This window comes from Rhizobium sp. L43 (genome assembly GCF_002531725.1).
GTDB lineage: Bacteria > Pseudomonadota > Alphaproteobacteria > Rhizobiales > Rhizobiaceae > Rhizobium.
On record NZ_NWSQ01000010.1, the window covers coordinates 208,335 to 226,656 of the forward strand.

General features: G+C 63.9%; 18 protein-coding genes. 14 read left to right on the forward strand and 4 right to left on the reverse strand.

Going from position 1 to position 18,322, the window contains the following annotated elements; translation table 11 throughout:
• A complete protein-coding gene (gene cobN, locus CO667_RS15430; RefSeq protein ID WP_097619178.1) occupies window positions 1–4,170 on the forward strand; it encodes a cobaltochelatase subunit CobN in 4,170 nt (1,389 codons plus the stop codon).
• The gene (cobO, locus tag CO667_RS15435; RefSeq protein WP_097619179.1) at window positions 4,170–4,808 is read left to right on the forward strand and encodes a cob(I)yrinic acid a,c-diamide adenosyltransferase; all 639 of its coding nucleotides are present in this window, start codon (window positions 4,170–4,172) and stop codon (window positions 4,806–4,808) included. Before cobN ends, cobO begins: the two co-directional genes overlap by 1 nt.
• Before the next feature lie 5 nt (window positions 4,809–4,813).
• Here cobO and CO667_RS15440 read toward each other — a convergent pair whose 3' ends face one another.
• The 3 genes from CO667_RS15440 to CO667_RS15450 form a co-directional block, all read right to left on the reverse strand.
• Window positions 4,814–5,608: a helix-turn-helix transcriptional regulator gene (locus CO667_RS15440; protein ID WP_097619180.1), complete on the reverse strand. Its 795-nt coding sequence runs from the start codon at window positions 5,606–5,608 to the stop codon at window positions 4,814–4,816.
• Window positions 5,608–5,973: a nuclear transport factor 2 family protein gene (locus CO667_RS15445; protein ID WP_097619181.1), complete on the reverse strand. Its 366-nt coding sequence runs from the start codon at window positions 5,971–5,973 to the stop codon at window positions 5,608–5,610. The genes CO667_RS15440 and CO667_RS15445 overlap by 1 nt, the downstream gene beginning before the upstream one ends.
• Window positions 5,974–6,075: 102 nt before the next feature.
• A complete protein-coding gene (locus CO667_RS15450; protein ID WP_097619182.1) occupies window positions 6,076–6,861 on the reverse strand; it encodes a TSUP family transporter in 786 nt (261 codons plus the stop codon).
• 97 nt (window positions 6,862–6,958) lie between these two features.
• Between CO667_RS15450 and CO667_RS15455 the strand changes: the two genes are divergently transcribed.
• The 8 genes from CO667_RS15455 (at window position 6,959) to CO667_RS15490 (ending at window position 13,594) form a co-directional block, all read left to right on the forward strand.
• Window positions 6,959–7,378 carry a cobalamin biosynthesis protein gene (locus CO667_RS15455; RefSeq protein ID WP_097619183.1) on the forward strand — a complete coding sequence of 140 codons (420 nt, stop codon included), beginning with the start codon at window positions 6,959–6,961 and terminating at the stop codon, window positions 7,376–7,378.
• Window positions 7,379–7,446: 68 nt separating this feature from the next.
• Complete coding sequence (locus CO667_RS15460) at window positions 7,447–8,397, forward strand: nucleoside hydrolase (protein ID WP_097619184.1); 951 nt, start codon at window positions 7,447–7,449, stop codon at window positions 8,395–8,397.
• A 190-nt stretch (window positions 8,398–8,587) separates the two neighbouring features.
• On the forward strand, window positions 8,588–9,427 hold the full coding sequence (gene cobA, locus CO667_RS15465; protein ID WP_097619185.1) for a uroporphyrinogen-III C-methyltransferase: 840 nt from the start codon (window positions 8,588–8,590) through the stop codon (window positions 9,425–9,427).
• The gene (locus CO667_RS15470; RefSeq protein ID WP_097619186.1) at window positions 9,424–10,731 is read left to right on the forward strand and encodes a cobyrinate a,c-diamide synthase; all 1,308 of its coding nucleotides are present in this window, start codon (window positions 9,424–9,426) and stop codon (window positions 10,729–10,731) included. The genes cobA and CO667_RS15470 overlap by 4 nt, the downstream gene beginning before the upstream one ends.
• Window positions 10,728–11,750, forward strand: a complete 1,023-nt coding sequence (gene cobD, locus CO667_RS15475; protein ID WP_097619187.1) for a threonine-phosphate decarboxylase CobD — start codon at window positions 10,728–10,730, stop codon at window positions 11,748–11,750. Before CO667_RS15470 ends, cobD begins: the two co-directional genes overlap by 4 nt.
• Entirely contained in the window at window positions 11,747–12,727 is a 981-nt protein-coding gene (gene cbiB / locus CO667_RS15480) for an adenosylcobinamide-phosphate synthase CbiB (RefSeq protein ID WP_097619188.1), read from the forward strand. The genes cobD and cbiB overlap by 4 nt, the downstream gene beginning before the upstream one ends.
• 86 nt (window positions 12,728–12,813) lie before the next feature.
• Entirely contained in the window at window positions 12,814–13,014 is a 201-nt protein-coding gene (locus tag CO667_RS15485; protein ID WP_097612989.1) for a hypothetical protein, read from the forward strand.
• 151 nt (window positions 13,015–13,165) lie between these two features.
• Window positions 13,166–13,594, forward strand: a complete 429-nt coding sequence (locus CO667_RS15490; protein WP_097619189.1) for a L,D-transpeptidase — start codon at window positions 13,166–13,168, stop codon at window positions 13,592–13,594.
• 76 nt (window positions 13,595–13,670) lie between these two features.
• Here CO667_RS15490 and CO667_RS15495 read toward each other — a convergent pair whose 3' ends face one another.
• A complete protein-coding gene (locus CO667_RS15495) occupies window positions 13,671–14,393 on the reverse strand; it encodes a Crp/Fnr family transcriptional regulator (protein WP_097619190.1) in 723 nt (240 codons plus the stop codon).
• 440 nt (window positions 14,394–14,833) lie between these two features.
• On the opposite strand from CO667_RS15495, the gene CO667_RS15500 reads away from it, so the two are divergent.
• The 4 genes from CO667_RS15500 (at window position 14,834) to CO667_RS15515 (ending at window position 18,293) form a co-directional block, all read left to right on the forward strand.
• On the forward strand, window positions 14,834–15,112 hold the full coding sequence (locus CO667_RS15500) for an acyl carrier protein (RefSeq protein WP_003540486.1): 279 nt from the start codon (window positions 14,834–14,836) through the stop codon (window positions 15,110–15,112).
• Between the two features lie 198 nt (window positions 15,113–15,310).
• Window positions 15,311–15,793, forward strand: a complete 483-nt coding sequence (locus tag CO667_RS15505; RefSeq protein WP_003540474.1) for a 3-hydroxyacyl-ACP dehydratase FabZ family protein — start codon at window positions 15,311–15,313, stop codon at window positions 15,791–15,793.
• A complete protein-coding gene (locus CO667_RS15510; protein WP_097619191.1) occupies window positions 15,790–16,995 on the forward strand; it encodes a beta-ketoacyl-ACP synthase in 1,206 nt (401 codons plus the stop codon). The genes CO667_RS15505 and CO667_RS15510 overlap by 4 nt, the downstream gene beginning before the upstream one ends.
• Before the next feature lie 11 nt (window positions 16,996–17,006).
• Window positions 17,007–18,293, forward strand: a complete 1,287-nt coding sequence (locus CO667_RS15515; RefSeq protein WP_097619192.1) for a beta-ketoacyl-ACP synthase — start codon at window positions 17,007–17,009, stop codon at window positions 18,291–18,293.
• Window positions 18,294–18,322: the final 29 nt, after the last annotated feature.

Below are 18,322 nucleotides of genomic sequence, written 5' to 3' on the forward strand. Positions count from 1 at the left end.
ATGCATCTGCTTCTGGCCCAGCAGGGAACGATCAGCGACGGCGAGGAGGCGATCGACCTCGGGCAGACGCCGGGCGAGATCCTGTTCCTGTCGGCTGCCGACAGCGAGCTTGCCGCGATCGCAGCCGCCCATCGCGAGTGCGGTGGGCCGCATTCGCTCAGGCTCGCCAGCCTGATGAGCCTCAAGCACCCGATGTCGGTCGATACCTATGTCGAGCGCACGGCGCGGCATGCCAAGCTGATCATCGTGCGGGCGCTCGGCGGCGCCAGCTATTTCCATTATGCGCTGGAGGCGCTGTATGCGGCAGCGTCCCGCGCCGGTGCGTTGATCGCGGTGCTGCCGGGCGATGCGAAGCCGGATGCGGGGCTGGTTCCTTTTTCCAATGTTGATCTCGACGATCTCAATGCGCTCTGGGCCTATCTGATCGAGGGCGGTGATGCTAATGCGCGGGCCTTTCTCGGCTATGCCGGGGCGATGTTGGCAGGCACGGAGAAGCCGACACCGGCGGCACCTTTGATGAAAGCCGGTATCTGGTGGCCTGGGCGCGGGCTGATCGGGGTTGAGGAGTGGCGGCGGGTTGTTGCTGCGGAGATGTCTTCGCGTGTGGCACCCCCCTCTGTCCTGCCGGACATCTCCCCCACAAGGGGGGAGATCGGGGATGAGCGGTCTCGCTCCATCTCTTCGGCCGAAGGTGCGGCATCCTCCAACGTTTCTTTTCTGGGAAACCCAAGCGGCTTGCCGATCTCCCCCCTTGTGGGGGAGATGTCCGGCAGGACAGAGGGGGGTGCCCTAAGCTCGACGGAGAACATGGGATTCGAACCTACATCTCCCATCGTCGCTATCAGCTTCTACCGCGCCCTCGTCCAGAGCGGCGAGACCGGGCCGATCGAGGCACTGGTCGAGACGCTGGCCGCACTCGGTCTCCGGCCGCTGCCGGTCTTTGCCTATAGCCTCAAGGATCCGGTTTCCACGGCTATTCTCGAAAGCGTGTTTTCGGCGCTGAAGCCCGATGTCGTCATCAACACCACCGGCTTCGCGGTCTCCACACCGGGTGCAGACCGGCAGCCGACGGTGCTGGAGGCGAATGGGGCGATCGTGCTGCAGGCGATCCTGTCGGCCTCGTCGAGGGAGGCGTGGCTTGCTTCCTCGCAAGGGCTGTCGGCGCGCGATCTCGGCATGAACGTGGCGCTGCCTGAAGTCGACGGGCGGGTGCTGGCGCGGGCTGTCTCCTTCAAGACGGCCGCCCGTTACGATGCGGTTGTCGAGACGAATATCGTCGCCAGCGAACCGGATGCCGGCCGGGTGCGCTATACCGCAGAGCTTGCCGCCAACTGGGCGCGGCTGCGGAAGGCGTCGGCCGGCGACCGGCGCATCGCGGTTGTTATGGCGAATTATCCGAACCGCGACGGTCGGCTCGGCAACGGCGTCGGTTTGGATACGCCGGCCGGCACCATCGAGGTGCTGAAGGCTATGCGGGTGGCGGGGTATCCGGTCGCCGAGATTCCGGCCGACGGCGATGCGCTGATCCGCCACCTGATGCAAGGGCCGACCAATTCCGGTTCCGACGGAAAGATCATCCGCGAGACGCTTTCCCTGAGTCTGTACAACAGCTTCCTGGAATCTCTTCCCAATAAGATTCAGGATGAGGTGCGAGCCCGCTGGGGCATTCCGCAAGACGATCCATATTTTCGCGAGGGCGCTTTCGCTCTGCCGTTCGCCCGTTTCGGCGACGTGCTCGTTGGTATCCAGCCGGCGCGGGGCTACAATATCGATCCGAAGGAAAGTTATCATTCGCCGGATCTCGTGCCGCCGCACGGTTATCTCGCCTTCTACGCCTTTCTGCGGCGCGAGTTTGGCGCCCATGCCGTCATCCACATGGGCAAACACGGCAATCTCGAATGGCTGCCGGGCAAGGCGCTGGCGCTATCGGAGACATGTTATCCCGAGGCGATCCTCGGGCCGCTGCCGCATCTCTATCCCTTCATCGTCAACGATCCGGGCGAGGGTACGCAGGCCAAGCGCCGCAGTGCTGCCGTCATCATTGACCACCTGACGCCGCCCTTGACCCGGGCCGAGAGCTACGGGCCACTGAAGGATCTGGAGGCGCTGGTCGACGAATATTACGAGGCCTCCGGCGGCGATCCACGCCGCATCCGCCTGCTCAGTCGGCAGATCCTCGATCTGGTGACCGACATCGGCCTCGACCGCGATGCGGGCATCGCAAAGGGTGAAAGCGAGGGTGAGGCGCTGAAGAAGCTGGATGCCTATCTCTGCGACCTCAAGGAAATGCAGATCCGCGACGGGTTGCATGTGTTTGGTGTGTCGCCTGAGGGGCGGCTGCTGACGGACTTGACCGTGGCGCTGGCGCGGGTGCCGCGCGGGCTCGGCGAGGGTGGCGATGCGAGTTTGCAGCGGGCGATTGCTGCTGATGCTGGATTGAGCGGCGTGCTGGAGATACCCCCCTCTGTCCTGCCGGACATCTCCCCCACAAGGGGGGAGATCGAGGATGAGAGTTCTTGCTCTATCTCCTCGGACGAAGGCGCGGCATCCGCCAAGGGTTCTTTTGTGGGAAGCCCAAGCGGCTTGCCGATCTCCCTCCTTGTGGGGGAGATGTCCGGCAGGACAGAGGGGGGTGCCTCCACCTTCGACCCTCTCGATTGTGACATGGCCGCCGTTTGGGCCGGTCCACGACCTGAGATTCTCGCCGATATCCTCGACACCCCCTGGCGCACCCACGGCGACACCGTCGAGCGCATCGAACTGCTCGCCGCAAAGTTCGTTTCCGGCGAAATGGCGTGCCCGCCGCTCTGGTCCCATACCAGATCGATGCTCGCCGAGATCGAAGCCCGCCTCAAACCTTCCATCCTCGCTTGCGGCCCCGCGGAGATCGAAGGGCTGCTCAAAGGCCTCGATGGCCGTTTCGTCTCACCCGGTCCCTCCGGCGCGCCGACGCGCGGGCGGCCCGATGTGCTGCCGACGGGCCGCAATTTCTATTCGGTCGACAGCCGCGCCGTGCCGACGCCGGCGGCCTACGAGCTCGGCAAGAAGTCCGCCGAGCTTTTGGTGCGCCGTTACGTGCAGGATCACGGCGAATGGCCCGTCTCCTTCGGCTTGACGGCCTGGGGCACCTCGAACATGCGCACCGGCGGCGATGATATCGCCCAGGCGCTGGCACTGATCGGCGTCAAGCCGCTCTGGGACATGAGTTCGCGCCGCGTCACCGGCTATGAGATCATCGCGCCGGCGATGCTCGGGCGGCCGCGCGTCGACGTGACGCTCCGGATCTCCGGTTTCTTCCGCGACGCTTTCCCCGAGCAGATCGCCCTGTTCGACAAGGCGGTCCGCGCCGTCGGCGCGCTCGAAGAGGACGAGACGGACAACCCGATCGCAGCGCGCATGCGCGGTGAGGCGGCAAGGCTTGCCGCCGCCGGTCTCGACGCCGCCTCAGCGAAACGCCGGGCGGGCTACCGGGTGTTCGGCTCGAAGCCCGGCGCCTATGGCGCCGGCCTGCAGGCGCTGATCGATGAAAAGGGCTGGGAGCGGCGCGCCGATCTCGCCGAGGCCTATCTCGTCTGGGGCAGTTATGCCTATGGCGCCGGCGAGCAGGGCAAGGCCGAACGCGGCCTGTTCGAGGAGCGGCTGCGCTCGGTGCAGGCGGTCATTCAGAACCAGGACAATCGCGAGCACGATCTGCTCGACAGTGACGATTATTACCAGTTCGAGGGCGGGATGGCGGCGGCGGCCGAACAACTCGCCGGCGTGCGGCCGTCGATCTATCACAATGACCATTCCAGACCGGAAAAGCCGGTGATCCGCTCGCTGGAGGAGGAGATCGGCCGTGTCGTGCGCGGGCGCGTCGTCAATCCAAAATGGATATCGGGCGTCATGCGCCACGGTTACAAGGGCGCGGCCGAGATCGCCGCGACCGTCGATTATCTCTTCGCCTTTTCGGCGACGACGGGCGCGGTCGGCGAACATCATTTCGAGGCCGTCTACCAGGCCTTCGTCGCCGATCCCACTGTGCGCAGCTTCATGATCGAGAAGAACCCGGCGGCATTCGACGAGATGAGGGAGCGGCTCAGCGAAGCGATCGACCGCAGCCTCTGGACGCCGCGCAGCAATTCGGCCCGGTTCGACCTGGCTGCCATGCAACGCAATGAGGTAAACTGATGAGCGGCGAGACCCCGGACAACGACGCGGGCGGCAAGGACGATGCGCGCCACGCCGAGAAAATGGCGAAGAAGAAGGCCGCGCGCGACAAGATCATGGCGACCAAGACCGACGGCAAGGGGCTGATCATCGTCCATACCGGCAAGGGCAAGGGCAAGTCCTCGTCTGCCTTTGGGATGATCTTCCGCCACATCGCCCATGGCAAGCCGTCAGCCGTTGTGCAGTTCATCAAGGGCGCGATGTGGACCGGCGAGCGCGACCTGATCGAGAAGCATTTCTCCGATCTCTGCCAGTTCCATACGATGGGCGAGGGTTTCACCTGGGAAACGCAGGACCGCGCCCGCGATGTTGCCGCAGCCTCGGCCGCCTGGGAAAAGGCCAAGGAGCTGATCCGCGACGAGCGCAATTCCATGGTGCTGCTCGATGAGATCAACATCGCGTTGCGCTACGACTATCTCGATATCAACGAGGTGGTGGAATTTTTAAAGACCGAAAAGCCCGCCATGACGCATGTCGTGCTGACCGGCCGCAACGCCAAAGAGGAGTTGATCGAGATCGCCGATCTGGTAACCGAGATGGAACTGATCAAACATCCCTTCCGCTCCGGCATCAAGGGCCAGCCGGGCGTCGAGTTCTGAGGCGATCAGTTGAGCGCGAGGCTGCGCAGGATGGCGGCCGTTTCCTCATCCGCCGGGAAGAAGGATTCGACCGCGATTTCCGACAAGGTGATGTCGACGGGCGTGCCGAAGACAGTCGTTGTCGAAATCAGGGAAAGCAAGCCGGCCTTGGTCGAAAGCTGAAGGGGAACGGCGATGCCGGCATAGTCGGTATGGACCTCGCCAGCAGTTTTAGGCGCTGGATAGGACAGTAACTCCTTCAAAAGCTTGTCCAACATTGGATCGCCCGAAGCCGAGAATTGTTGGCGCAGCCTGCCGATAAGGTGGGCGCGCCACTCGGAAAGGTTTTTGATATGGGGCGCCAATCCTTGTGGGTGCAGGCTGAGGCGCAGTACGTTGACGGGTGGCGTGAGCAGGGACTGGTCGGCGACGGCTGAGAGCAGCGGAGCGATGGCCGCATTGGCCGCAATGAGTATCCAATGGCGGTCGACGGCGATTGCTGGGAAGGGCTCGTGCCCCTTCAGCACCATGTCGATGGCGCGACGGGCCAGTTCCAGTGCGGGATCGTCGAGCGCGCGTTCGGCAAAAACAGGAGCGAAACCCGCCGCGAGCAGCAGCGGGTTCCGGTCGCGCAAGGGCACGCCGAGCCGTTCGGCAAGATGCAGCAGCATGTCGCGGCTCGGGGTCGAGCGCCCGCTCTCGATGAAGCTCAGATGCCGTTGCGAGATATCGGCTTCCAGCGCAAGGTCGAGCTGGCTCATGCGGCGGCGCTGCCGCCATTCGCGCAGATGATCTCCAACGGAGCGGGCGGTCGGCGTCATCAGGCGGCTTCCGGCAATTGGTCGATGAAGCCGCGGACGGATTTCAGTTTGCCGCCTTCGAGTTCGGCGAAATCCGTGCCCTTGATCAGCGCTTCGCCATTTTCAGGGCCGAGCCCCCAGGAAAAGCGTAGATTGTCGCCATAGCCGTCGGCCGCGCCGACCAGCTCGAAGCGGAAACCGGGGAATCGGCTCTGCACGGCTTCGACCAGCGAATTGATCTGCTCATGGCCTTCGCCGCGCATCAGCGGATCGATGTAGGTTGCGGCTTCGCTCCAGCACTCGGCGATGAGCGCGCGCCGGCGGACGGCATCCGTCTCGTTCCAGATGGCGAGGTAGCGTTCGGCGTTGGTCTTTGCGTCGTTCATCAGGTCGTCTCCTTTGATCGCCCGTCCATTCAGGCAGGACGATCATGCGGGAAGGTGGCGCACCCTATCAATTACGTCAGAGGTAATGGAAGGTGGTCTGGCTCAGATGCCGAGCCAGACCCGCAGCGGATTTGCCGGATCGGAGAGCAGCTTGACCGCAAGAGCGACGCAGACGATTACGAGCAGCGGCTTGATGAGCTTTGCGCCGATGCGCATGGCGAGCCGCGAACCCAGCTGTGCGCCGAGGAATTGGCAGACACCCATTAACAGGCCGATCTTCCAGAGAATCGCCCCGAAGCTTGCAAAGACGATCAGCGCCCCGAAGTTCGAGCCGAAATTGAGAAGTTTGGTGTGGGCGGTGGCCTTCAGCACGCCGAAGCCGGCGAGTGTGACGAAGGCGAGCATGAAGAAGGAGCCGGTGCCGGGGCCGAAAACGCCGTCATAGAAGCCGATGATCGGCACCAGCGTCAGGCCGAAGGCAAAGGGCGTAATCAGACGGTGGGTGTCGAGGTCGTTGAGATTAGGCTTGACGGCAAAGAAGATGGCGATCGCCAACAGCAGCACCGGCATGATCGCCTGCAGCACCTGTCCGGGCACGATCGTGGCGAGCGCGGCGCCGAGCGCCCCGCCCATGACGGCCATCAGTGCCATCGGCAACTGTTCATTGAGCTGCACGTGGCCCTTGCGGGCATAGGCGATCGTTGCCGAGGCGGCGCCGAAGATCGACTGCACCTTGTTGGTACCGAGCGTCTGCAGCGGCGGAATGCCGGCGATCAACATGGCGGGAACGGTGATCAGGCCGCCGCCGCCGGCAATGGCATCGACGAAACCGGCAAAGAAGGCGGCCACACAGAGCAGCAGCAGAAGATGGAGGGCTATGTCAGGCAAGGCGGTATTCCAAGAGGCTTTCTGGCGGCGTTGTTGCATTTGCCGACCCAAGCTGCAATGGCTGCGATGACACAGCAGGGCGTATTCAACGGCTTCCATGAGCGACATTCCCTTCGATAGGACCAGACGCCATGTGCTCGGGCTCGGATGCGAGCGCGGGACGCCGGCTGCCGAGGTGCTGGCGCTTGCCGTCGAGGCGTTGAGGGCGGCCGGCATCGGCGCGGCAGAGCTTGTGGCCATTGCCTCCATCGACAGCCGCAGGCAGGAGGCGGCGATCCTTGCCGTTGCCAGCCATTTTGCCGTGCCTGTCGTCTTCTTCGACGCGCCGAGGCTGGAAGAGGAAACGCCGCGGCTCAAAAATCCCTCCGAGATCGTCTTTGCCCGCGTTGGCTGCCACGGCGTGGCGGAATCGGCGGCACTTGCGGCGCTTGGCGTGGATGCGGAGCTGCTGCTCGGCAAGATCAAGTCCGCCCATGCGACAGCGGCGATTGCCGGCATCGGGTTGCAGAAAGCCTGACGGGCGTTATGGTGGCGGCATGTTGCGGCGCCGTCCGGCAGCCAGCGATTCATATCTAGAGGTATTCAATGCACAAGGTCATTTATGACACGGATCCGGGCGTCGACGACGCCATGGCGCTTCTTTTCCTGCACCGTCATCCCGAGATCGATCTGATCGGCATCACCACCGTTTTCGGCAATGCCTCGGTCGAGACGACGACGCGCAATGCGCTCTTCCTCAAGCGCGAATGGAATATCCCGGCACCGGTTGCCAAGGGCGCGAGTGTCACCATCGATCCCTCGCGCGCCGAGCGGGAATGGCCGGCCATGGTGCATGGCGACAACGGCCTCGGCGATATCGAGGTGCCCGGGACGATCGACCTGCCGCTCGATCCGCGCCCGGCGCATCGCTTTATCATCGACACCGTGCGCGCCAACCCGGGCGAAGTGCGGCTGGTCGCTGTCGGGCGGATGACCAATCTGGCGCGGGCGCTGAAGGAAGACCCGGAGATTGCGAGCCTGGTCAAGGACGTCGTCATCATGGGTGGCAATTTCTATGTGTCGGGCAATGTCTCGCCGGTTGCCGAAGCCAATATTCACGGCGACCCCGAGGCTGCCGACATCGTCATGACCGCGCCCTGGAAGGTGGCGGTCATCGGTCTCGACGTCACCTCGATCACGACGATGAGCCGCCGCTATCTCGGCGAGATGGCGGCCAGGGGAGACGGGGCGGTGAAGCTGCTCGACGCACTGTCGCAGTCCTACATCGATTTCTACAAGCATGCGGTCGAGGACGGCATGATGGTGCATGATAGCTGCGCTTCGGTCTATGTCGTGGCGCCCGAGCTGTTCACCACGATCACGGGCGCAGTGCGCGTCGTCTGCGGTGGCATCGCCGATGGTCAGACGGTCGTCAAGCCGGATAGCCGCCGTTTCCCGCCCGGTGACTGGGATGGTCTGCCGAGCCAGATCGTCTGCACCGGCATCGAATCGGAGAAGGTCCTCGACCTCATTCGCAACACGCTGCTTGCCGCTTGACGGCCTGGAAGGCCGGCTGCGCCGCGGCTGGCCTTTGTGATGATATTATAATGTATTCATATTGTTGGGTGGGTTTGTTGCCAAATCGAATCCGCCTCTTCGTGAAGTGAGTCATAGCAATCTTAGCAACTTCCAGTGAGGTGACGGGCGTGGCGTTGACCTTGCCCTTTGCTGGGCCTAGATCAGCAGGATGATCGATGCCGCATTCTCCCATCTTCCGGCGCTGGAGCCGGGCAGCGTCTGGCTCGTCGGAGCCGGTCCGGGCGATCCCGGGCTGCTGACGCTGCTTGCCGCCAAGGGGCTCGCCGAGGCCGATGTGATCGTCCACGACGCGTTGGTCAATGAGGAATGCCTGAAGCTCGCGCATCGCGGTGCCGAGTTGGAATATGCCGGGAAACGCGGCGGCAAGCCCTCGGCCAAGCAGCGGGATATTTCGTTGCGGCTGGTGGAACTGGCGCGGGCCGGCAAGCGGGTGCTGCGGCTGAAGGGCGGCGATCCCTTCGTCTTCGGCCGCGGTGGCGAAGAGGCGCTGACGCTGGTCGAGCACAATATTCCTTTCCGCATCGTGCCCGGCATCACTGCCGGAATCGGTGGGCTTGCCTATGCCGGCATTCCGGTGACACATCGCGACGTCAACCATGCCGTCACCTTCCTCACCGGCCATGATTCCTCCGGCATCGTGCCCGACAGGATCAACTGGGAGGCGATCGGCCGAGGTTCGCCCGTCATCGTCATGTATATGGCAATGAAACATATCGCCGAGATCAGCGCCAATCTCATCGCCGCCGGCCGGTCGCCATCCGAACCCGTCGCCTTCGTCTGCAATGCCGCCACCGGCCGGCAGCAGGTGCTGGAGACGACGCTCGGGGAGGCGATCGAGGCGGTCGCCGCCTCCGGGCTGGAGCCGCCGGCAGTGGTCGTCGTCGGCGAGGTGGTGCGGCTGCGGGCCTCGCTCGACTGGCTCGGCGCGCTCGGCGGGCGGCGCTTGCTGCCCGATCCATTCCGCCGGTCCGGCAAGGTGCTGGCATGAGCGGCCTCCTGATCGCAGCGCCGTCCTCCGGCGCCGGCAAGACGACGGTGACGCTCGGATTGCTCAGGGCGCTTCGCCGGCGCGGCATCGCGGTCGCGCCCGGCAAGGCAGGTCCTGATTATATCGACCCCGCCTTCCATGCGGCCGCAAGCGGCACGCCCTGTCTGAATTTCGATCCCTGGGCGATGCGCCCGGAACTGATCTCGGCCAATGCGGCTCTTCACCGCTCCGGCGACCGCATTCTCGTCATCGAGGCGATGATGGGGCTTTTCGACGGAGCGGCGGACGGAAAGGGAACGGCGGCCGATCTTGCTGCCCAGCTCGGCCTGTCGGTGGTGCTCGTCGTCGATGCCTCGCGCATGTCGCAGTCGGTGGCGCCGCTGGTTGCCGGTTTTGCCGGCTTTCGCGCCGATGTTCGCGTTGCCGGTGTCATCCTCAACAAGGTCGGCAGCGAACGGCACGAGGCGATGCTGCGCCGGGCCCTTGAAGCTATCCGTATGCCCGTTGTCGCCGTGATCGGCAGCGACAAGGCGCTTTCCCTGCCGGAGCGCCATCTCGGTCTCGTCCAGGCCGGTGAACATGCGACCCTTGAAAGCTTCATCGATCACGCGGCGGATGCGGTCTCCGAGGAGTGTAATTTCGAATTCCTGCTGCGCATCGCCAGGCAGGGGCTCAACCGGCCATCGGCCGCCAATATCGACCGGCTGATGCCGCTGGGCGCCCGTATCGCCGTGGCGCGCGATGTCGCCTTCGCCTTTTCCTATGAGCACATGCTGCTCGGCTGGCGGCGCCGGGGTGCTGCGATCTCCTTTTTCTCGCCGCTTGCCGACGAGGCGCCGGCCGGTGACGCCGATGCGATCTATCTGCCCGGCGGTTATCCCGAGCTGCATGCCGGGCGGCTCTCCGCGGCGCAGAATTTCCGCGCCGGCATGCGCGATGCGGCAGCACGCGACATCAGGATCTACGGCGAGTGCGGCGGCTACATGGTGCTCGGCGACGGGTTGATCGATGCGGGGGGAAAGCGCCACGAAATGCTCGGCCTGCTGCCCGTCGTCACCAGCTATGCCGAGCGCCGGCGCCATCTCGGCTATCGCCGTGTGACGCCACTCGACGGCGCTTTCTTTGCACGGACGATGACGGCGCATGAATTCCACTATTCCACCGTCGTTTCCGAGGGGGAGGGAAAGCGGCTGTTTGCCGTGCAAGACGCGCTCGGAACCGATCTCGGTGCTGCCGGGCTTCGGCGCGACCAGGTGGCAGGCTCCTACATGCACCTGATCGATCTGGCCGGAGCCGCCACATGAGCGCACCGATCGCCCATGGCGGCGGTATCACCGCCGCTGCCGCCACCTTCGGCGGCAGGCCGGAAGACTGGCTCGATCTTTCCACCGGCATCAATCCATGCCCTGTCGCCCTGCCTGACATTCCGGCAAGGGCCTGGCACCGCCTGCCGGACCGGCATCTCGTCGATGAGGCAAGGGTAGCTGCGCGTGATCATTATGGCAGCGGCGAGATCCTTCCGCTGCCGGTGCCCGGCACGCAATCGGTGATCCAGCTGCTGCCGCGCCTCATCGAGGCGGGCGGACGGGGAACCGTGGCGGACGACAGGGTCGCCGTGGTGTCGCCGACCTATGGCGAATATGCGCGCGCCTTTACTTCGGCCGGTTTTGCCGTCGATGCGGTGGGCGATGTCGCCGCAGTCCGGGCCGAGCATCGGCTGGCCGTCGTCGTCAATCCGAACAATCCAGACGGCAGGGCCTGGCCGGTTGAAACGTTGGTTGCCTTGCACGACAGGATGAAGGCCGCAAACGGGTTTCTCGTCATCGATGAGGCCTTCGGCGATACCGATCCGTGGCTCAGCCTCGCGAGCCGTGCGCAGCAGCTTTCCAACCTGATCATCTTCCGCTCCTTCGGCAAGTTCTTCGGGCTTGCCGGCCTGCGGCTCGGCTTTGCGATTGCGCGCGGCGATATTCTCGCACGTTTCGAGGATTGGCTCGGCCCCTGGGCAGTCTCCGGCCCGGCGCTGTCGATTGCCGCCTCGCTGCTGCGCTCGGACGCGTCTCCGATCCACAGCCGCATCGAGGAGCGCAGTATCGGTCTGGAGGCGGCGCTAGAGGGCGCCGGGTTGCGGATAGCGGGAGGAACGGCGCTTTTTGCCCTTGTCGCCGATGCGAGAGCCGGCGACATTTACACGCATCTCTGCCGCCATCATATTCTCGTCCGCAAGTTCGATTATGCGCCGGAGTGGCTGCGTTTCGGGCTGACGCCCGATCCGGCGGCGGATGGGCGGCTTGGCGAAGCCCTTCAGGGATTTGAGCGATGACGATCGACGAAAACCTTCTCGTTCTGCTTCTGGCGCTGCTGCTCGACCGGATCGCCGGCGATCCGCAATGGCTGTGGTCGCGGGTGCCGCATCCCGTCGTCATCTTCGGCGCGGCGATCTCCTATGCCGACCAACAGCTCAATCCCTCAAGCCTGACGGGTTCCCAACGCCGGATGAACGGCGTTGCCGCGATCCTGACACTGCTTCTGCTGTCGATCGCCGCAGGCTTTGTGTTCGATCGGTTCTTCGCGCTCTTCGGCCTTGCCGGCATTGTGCTGGAGGCCGGTCTGGTGGCGATCTTCCTGGCGCAGAAGAGCCTCGCCGATCATGTCGCGGCCGTGGCCACCGCTCTGCGCGACCACGGGCTTGCCGGCGGGCGAACCGCCGTTTCCCGCATCGTCGGGCGCGATCCGGAGACGCTGGACGAGCCGGCCGTCTGCCGTGCGGCGATCGAAAGCCTTGCCGAAAACTTCTCCGACGGCGTGGTGGCACCGGCGCTCTGGTATGCCGTCTTCGGCCTGCCGGGGCTGATTGCCTACAAAATGCTGAACACGGCGGATTCGATGATCGGCCACAGGTCGGAAAAATACATCGATTTCGGATGGGCCGCCGCCCGGCTCGACGACATCGCCAACTGGCCGGCCGCCCGGCTCTCCATCCTGCTGATCGCCGCCGGCGCCTGCATCCGGCGAGGCATTAATCCCTGCCGAGAGGCGATCCGGGTGGGGATGCGCGACGGTGGCCTGCATCGTTCGCCGAATTCCGGCCGGCCGGAGGCGGCAATGGCCGGCGCTCTCAACGTCCAGCTCGCCGGCCCCCGCATCTACGGCGGTGTCATCGTGACCGAGCCGATGATCAATGATGCCGGCCGGGACGTGGCAACCTTGGGTGACATCGAGGACGGCGTGTCGGTGTTCTATGCCAGCTGCATGGTGCTGGCTGGGCTGACGTTCGGGCTGTTTTTGTGTTTTCTGTAGGGCGTCACACGGCACGCCCCTGTGGACTCGCCGCACTCAAACGTTTATTCCGACCGCCTCAATCCAATCAGACCGGAAGCAAAGCAATGACAGTCCAGGTTGAACTACCGTGCCCGAAGTGCAAGAGCACCAAGATGAAGTTCGAGCGTGCCGAGATCCGCGAGACCGACATCATCACCTGTGCGGCCTGCGGCCATAATCTCGGCACGATGGCCTCGATCCGCCAGAAGATGAACAAGGCTTACCAGCAGCTCAAGCAGCCTTCGGCGGCACGCAAGCTTCAGTGAGTCAGGTGGCGCTGCCTTACTCGGGCAATCCCCGCCTTGGCTCGTTAGAATTGTGATTACCATTCGGGTTAAAGCTATATAGAAAGTATTTCCGTAGTCTCTCTGTCGTGAGGGCGCAGTTAAAACTGTGCGGGTGCGAAGAGGGGTTATCATGAAGACGATTTTGGCGGCTGCGGCCGCAAGTTTATTGCTGCAGTTTTCTCCGGTTGCCGCCGAGGCAGCAACCCTGGTTGCCAATATCAGCATCGGCAAGCAGACGATGACCGTCACCGAGAACGGTTGGGTGAAGTATCGCTGGAAGGTCTCGACCGCGCGCAACGGCTATGTCACGCCGACCGGTTCTTGGAGCGCCAAGTGGCTCTCGCGCGATCATCGTTCGCAGAAATACGACAATGCACCAATGCCCTACGCGGTGTTCTTCAACGGCGGTTATGCCGTTCACGCCACCTACGACCTGAAGCGCCTGGGCCGGCCTGCCTCGCATGGCTGTGTGCGCCTGCATCCCGACAATGCGGCCCAGTTCTTCTCGCTGGCGCGCCAGGTCGGCCTTGCCAATACCCGCGTGGTCATTACGCGCTAACCCGCGCTAACCAACGGTTATGCGCGCGCTAACCGCAAGGTTATGCGCCGCGCTAATTCCGGATAGGCGCTCCCGTTTACGCGCTGATTTTCTTTTCCAGCTCATCCATGTCGGGGACGATGATATGTCGGAAATTCTCGATGCGGATGACGCCGCTCTTGCGCAGCCTTGTCATCTGGCGGCTGACGGTTTCGATCGTCAGCCCGAGGAAATCTGCAATCTCGGCGCGCGATAGCGGCAGGTCGAAGGCGGTGCTCGTGGCCGTTTGCGGTTCGGCGTGGGTGGCGATGAGGTGGAGCAGGCTTGCGACCTTTTCCTCGGCGGTGCGCCGGCCGAGCGTCAGCATCCATTCGCGCGCGGCATCCAGTTCCTTCAGCGCCTGATCGTGCAGGCTACGCTGCAGCTCCGGCGTCTCCGATATCATGCGGTCGAGCAGGTTGCGGGGGAAGACGCAGATTTCGGCATCGGTCGCAGCCTCGGCCGACAGCGTGCTTTCGCGCACGAAAGGCCTGCCGACGAAATCGGGGGCGAATTGCAAGCCGACGATCTGCTGGCGCCCGTCCGGCATCACTTTGCAGAGCTTCACCACGCCGCGCATGATGTTCGAATAGAACGAGCTTTCCGACCCTTGAGCGACGATCTCGCAGCCGGCATCGACCTTGCGGCGTAGCGAGTGGCGGCCGAGTTCACGCAGCTGGGCGCTCGACAAGGCGCCGCAGACGACGCCATGCCGCGCCTGGCAGGATCGACAAGCGACGGGGATGCCAAGCTCGAGAACCTCACTCTGTGCGACGTCCATATCCTGATCCCTTCGAAATCCTGATGCACTCGGCCATGCCCGGTATGGCTGGCATGCCTGACATCTCCCCGACGATTACGCCGCGATCGCGGGTTCGGCTATCCCGATTTCTTCCCGCGCCGTTTGATCATTATCAATTTCACCGGGATCGCGATTTGATCCAGATCAACTGTCGGTGCTCGCGGCTCCTGCCGGGGAGGCGCTTGCGAGAGGCGAGGCCGTGCGCGGCTTTGATTCGGACGGTTTGTTCGCTCCGCCGGCACAGCGGGCTTCCCGCAGCGGCATCGCTGTAGCCCGGATGACGGCAACGGCCTGCATTCCATTGCTGTTTAGGCAACACCCGACCGGCAAATTGCCGCAACGCCCGGACGAAAGCATTGGCTTTTGAAATGGATTTGCCTATGAGGAGGTTTAAATCGTCATTTCATGAGGTACAGCGCGTGACCGCTACATTCGACAAAGTTGCCGACATTATTGCAGAAACCAGCGAGATCGACCGCGCGACGATCACGCCGGAGAGCCATACGATCGACGACCTCGGTATCGACAGCCTCGATTTCCTCGACATCGTCTTTGCGATCGACAAGGAATTCGGCATCAAGATTCCGCTCGAAAAGTGGACGCAGGAAGTCAACGAGGGCAAGGTTTCCACCGAAGAATATTTCGTGCTGAAGAACCTCTGCGCCAAGATCGACGAGCTCAAAGCAGCCAAGGCCTGAGCGAAATAACAGTCTTTATTTGAACGCCCTGCCGCTGTGAATATGGCGGCCGGGCGGTTTCGTTCCTAACTAGTGCACGCCGCCCAAAAGTGTGCAGCGGTTTTGGGATAACGGCAGGCACAAAACAAAGACCTGAAGTGCGACGCGCTTCAGGCGTCACCGGCGGGCGGATCTGGCCTGTCGGGTCGGAGGATCCGAATGCTGCTGGAATATTTCCAGATGATCGACCGCGTCGAAGCGGTGGACCTGAAGAAGGGCACGCTGAAGGCGCGATCCGTCGTGCCGGCCAAGAGCCCTGTCTTCGAGGGTCATTTTCCCGGCATGCCGCTGGTTCCCGGCGTGCTCCTGATCGAGACCATGGCGCAGGCCTCCGGCATGCTGGTGCTTGCCGTCACCAATTTCGCCGCCATGCCCTTTCTGATGACGGTCGACGGCGCCAAGATGCGCACTTTCGTCGAACCGGAAGCCGTGCTCGACATCGAGGCGGTGCTCGAGCACGATGGTTCGGGTTTTGCGGTCACCAAGGCTAAAATCACCAGCGGCGGCAAGAAGGTCTGCGATGCGCAGCTGAAGCTGCGCACCATGCCGTTTTCCGAGGTGCCGCTCGGCGATATCGTGAAGAAACGTGCCGGCGAGATCGGGCTTCTTGAAGCGATCGCGGCGCAGGGAGTGATTGGATGAGCAAGGCTGCAAACGATGTCGTCATCACAGGCATCGGCATCGTCACCTGTCAGGGCGTCGGCAAGGATGCGCATATCGCGCTGCTTTCGGCGGCAAGCGCGCCGAAGGCGATCGTCGAGACCGAGAAGTTCAAGCCCTATCCGGTGCATCCGCTGCCGGAGATCGACTGGTCGCAGCAGATCGCCAAGCGCGGCGACCAGCGCCAGATGGAGAACTGGCAGCGCATCGGCGTCTTCACCGCGGGCTTGGCACTCGACGATGCCGGCTTCAAGGACGATGCCGAAGCTTGCGGCACGATGGACATGATCGTGGCGGCCGGCGGCGGCGAGCGCGACATCAATGTCGATACGCTGATCGTCGACGAAGCGCTAAAGCGCAACGACCGCGAGCTGCTTTTGAACGAGAAGCTGACGACCGAACTCAGGCCGACGCTGTTCCTCGCCCAGCTTTCCAACCTGCTCGCCGGCAATATTTCGATCGTACACAAGGTCACCGGCTCGTCGCGCACCTTCATGGGCGAGGAAGCGGCCGGCATATCGGCCGTCGAAACCGCTTTCTACCGCATCAAATCGGGCGAATCCTCGCATGCGCTGGTTGGCGGCGCCTTTGCCGCCGAGCGGCCCGACATGATCCTGCTCACCGAAGCGATCGGCGCCCATGCGCGCGGCGACTGGGTGCCGCTCTGGTCACGCAGACCCAGCGACGGCGGCGGCATGATCACCGGTTCGGCAGGCGCCTTCCTAGTGCTCGAATCGCGCCAGCATGCTGAAGCCCGCGGCGCTCATATCTATGCCGTCATCGACGCGGTCGAGGGCGACCGCGGCAACCGCAATGCCGGCAATTTCGAAGTCCGGCTGGAGCGGCTTCTGGCGCCGGCCGCCGGGCTTGCTGCTGAGAGCACGGCGATCTTTTCCGGCTCGACCGGCATGCACGATCTTGCCGCCCGCGAGCGGGCAGTGCTCGAACATCGATTGCCCGACGTTGCAATCCGCGGCTTCGGCGGCGTCACCGGCCATACGATCGAGACGCAGTTCACGCTGGGTCTGGCGCTCGCGGCCCTTGCCGTCGACGGCAAGGCCAAGGTTCCGCCGTTCGATGCCGCCCATGAGGCGCCGATGCGGGCAGGCGCCACTGCCGCCATCGTGACCACGGTCGGCCACCAGCGCGGCGAGGGCGTTGCCGTTCTTTCCGCAGATGCGTGAGGAGTAAGGACATGACAGCTTCCGCTTACAGGGATCATCTCGGCCGTCCGATCGTTGCCGTCACGGGCATGGGCATCATCACCTCACTCGGCCAGGGTATCAGCGACAACTGGTCGGCCCTGACCTCCGGAACGTCGGGCATTCACGAGATCAACCGCTTCCCGACCGAGGGACTGTCGACGCGGATTGCCGGCACGGTCGATTTCATCGGCATCCCGGCGCCGAACGCCGTCGAGCGCTCCTATGCCTTCGCCCGCGAAACGACGATCGAGGCGCTTGCCAATGCCGGCCTTTCCGGCGATTTCAACGGGCCGCTGTTCCTCGCCGCCCCGCCGATCGAGCCGGAATGGAGCGCGCGTTTCGAACTTGCCGACCGCTCGCCGGCCTCCGACCATCCGGGGGATGCTTATGAGCGCTTCCTGACGGCGCTGCGCCAGCGGCCGGACCCGGCTTTCCACGAGGCGGCCCTGTTCGGCGCGATTTCCGAGCGGCTTGCCGACCGGTTCGGCACGCGCGGCCTTCCCGTGACGCTGTCGACCGCATGCGCTTCCGGCGTCACGGCGATCCAGCTCGGCATCGAGGCGATCCGCCAGGGCCGCACGACCCGGGCGCTGACGGTTGCGACCGACGGCTCGCTGAGCGCTGAAGCGCTGATCCGCTTCTCGCTGCTGTCTGCCCTTTCGACCCAGAACGATCCGCCAACCAAGGCTTCCAAGCCGTTCAGCAAGGATCGCGACGGCTTCGTCATCGCCGAAGGTGCGGCGACGCTGGTGCTGGAATCGCTGGAATCAGCGGTCGCCCGCGGCGCCAAGGTGCTCGGCATCATGAAGGGCGCCGGCGACAAGGCCGACAGCTTCCACCGCACCCGGTCGTCACCCGATGGCGGCCCGGCAATCGCGACGATCCGCGCGGCGCTTGCCGATGCCGGCATCGACGAGAGCGGCATCGGTTACATCAATGCGCATGGCACTTCGACGCCTGAGAATGACAAGATGGAATATGGGGCGATGTCGGCCGTGTTCGGCGAGCGGCTCGTCGGCATTCCGGTCTCGTCCAACAAGTCGATGATCGGCCATACGCTGACGGCAGCGGGCGCCGTCGAGGCGGTGTTCTCGCTGCAGACGATGTTGACCGGAACGCTGCCGCCGACGATCAACTACACCAACCCCGATCCGTCGATCGTTCTCGATGTCGTGCCGAACAAGAAGCGGGAAGCCCAGGTTTCGGCCGTGCTTTCCAACTCCTTCGGCTTCGGCGGGCAGAATGCCAGCCTTGTCATGGCGCTCGAACCGGCTTAAGCGGTTCCCGACAATTTCAGGATAAGAAG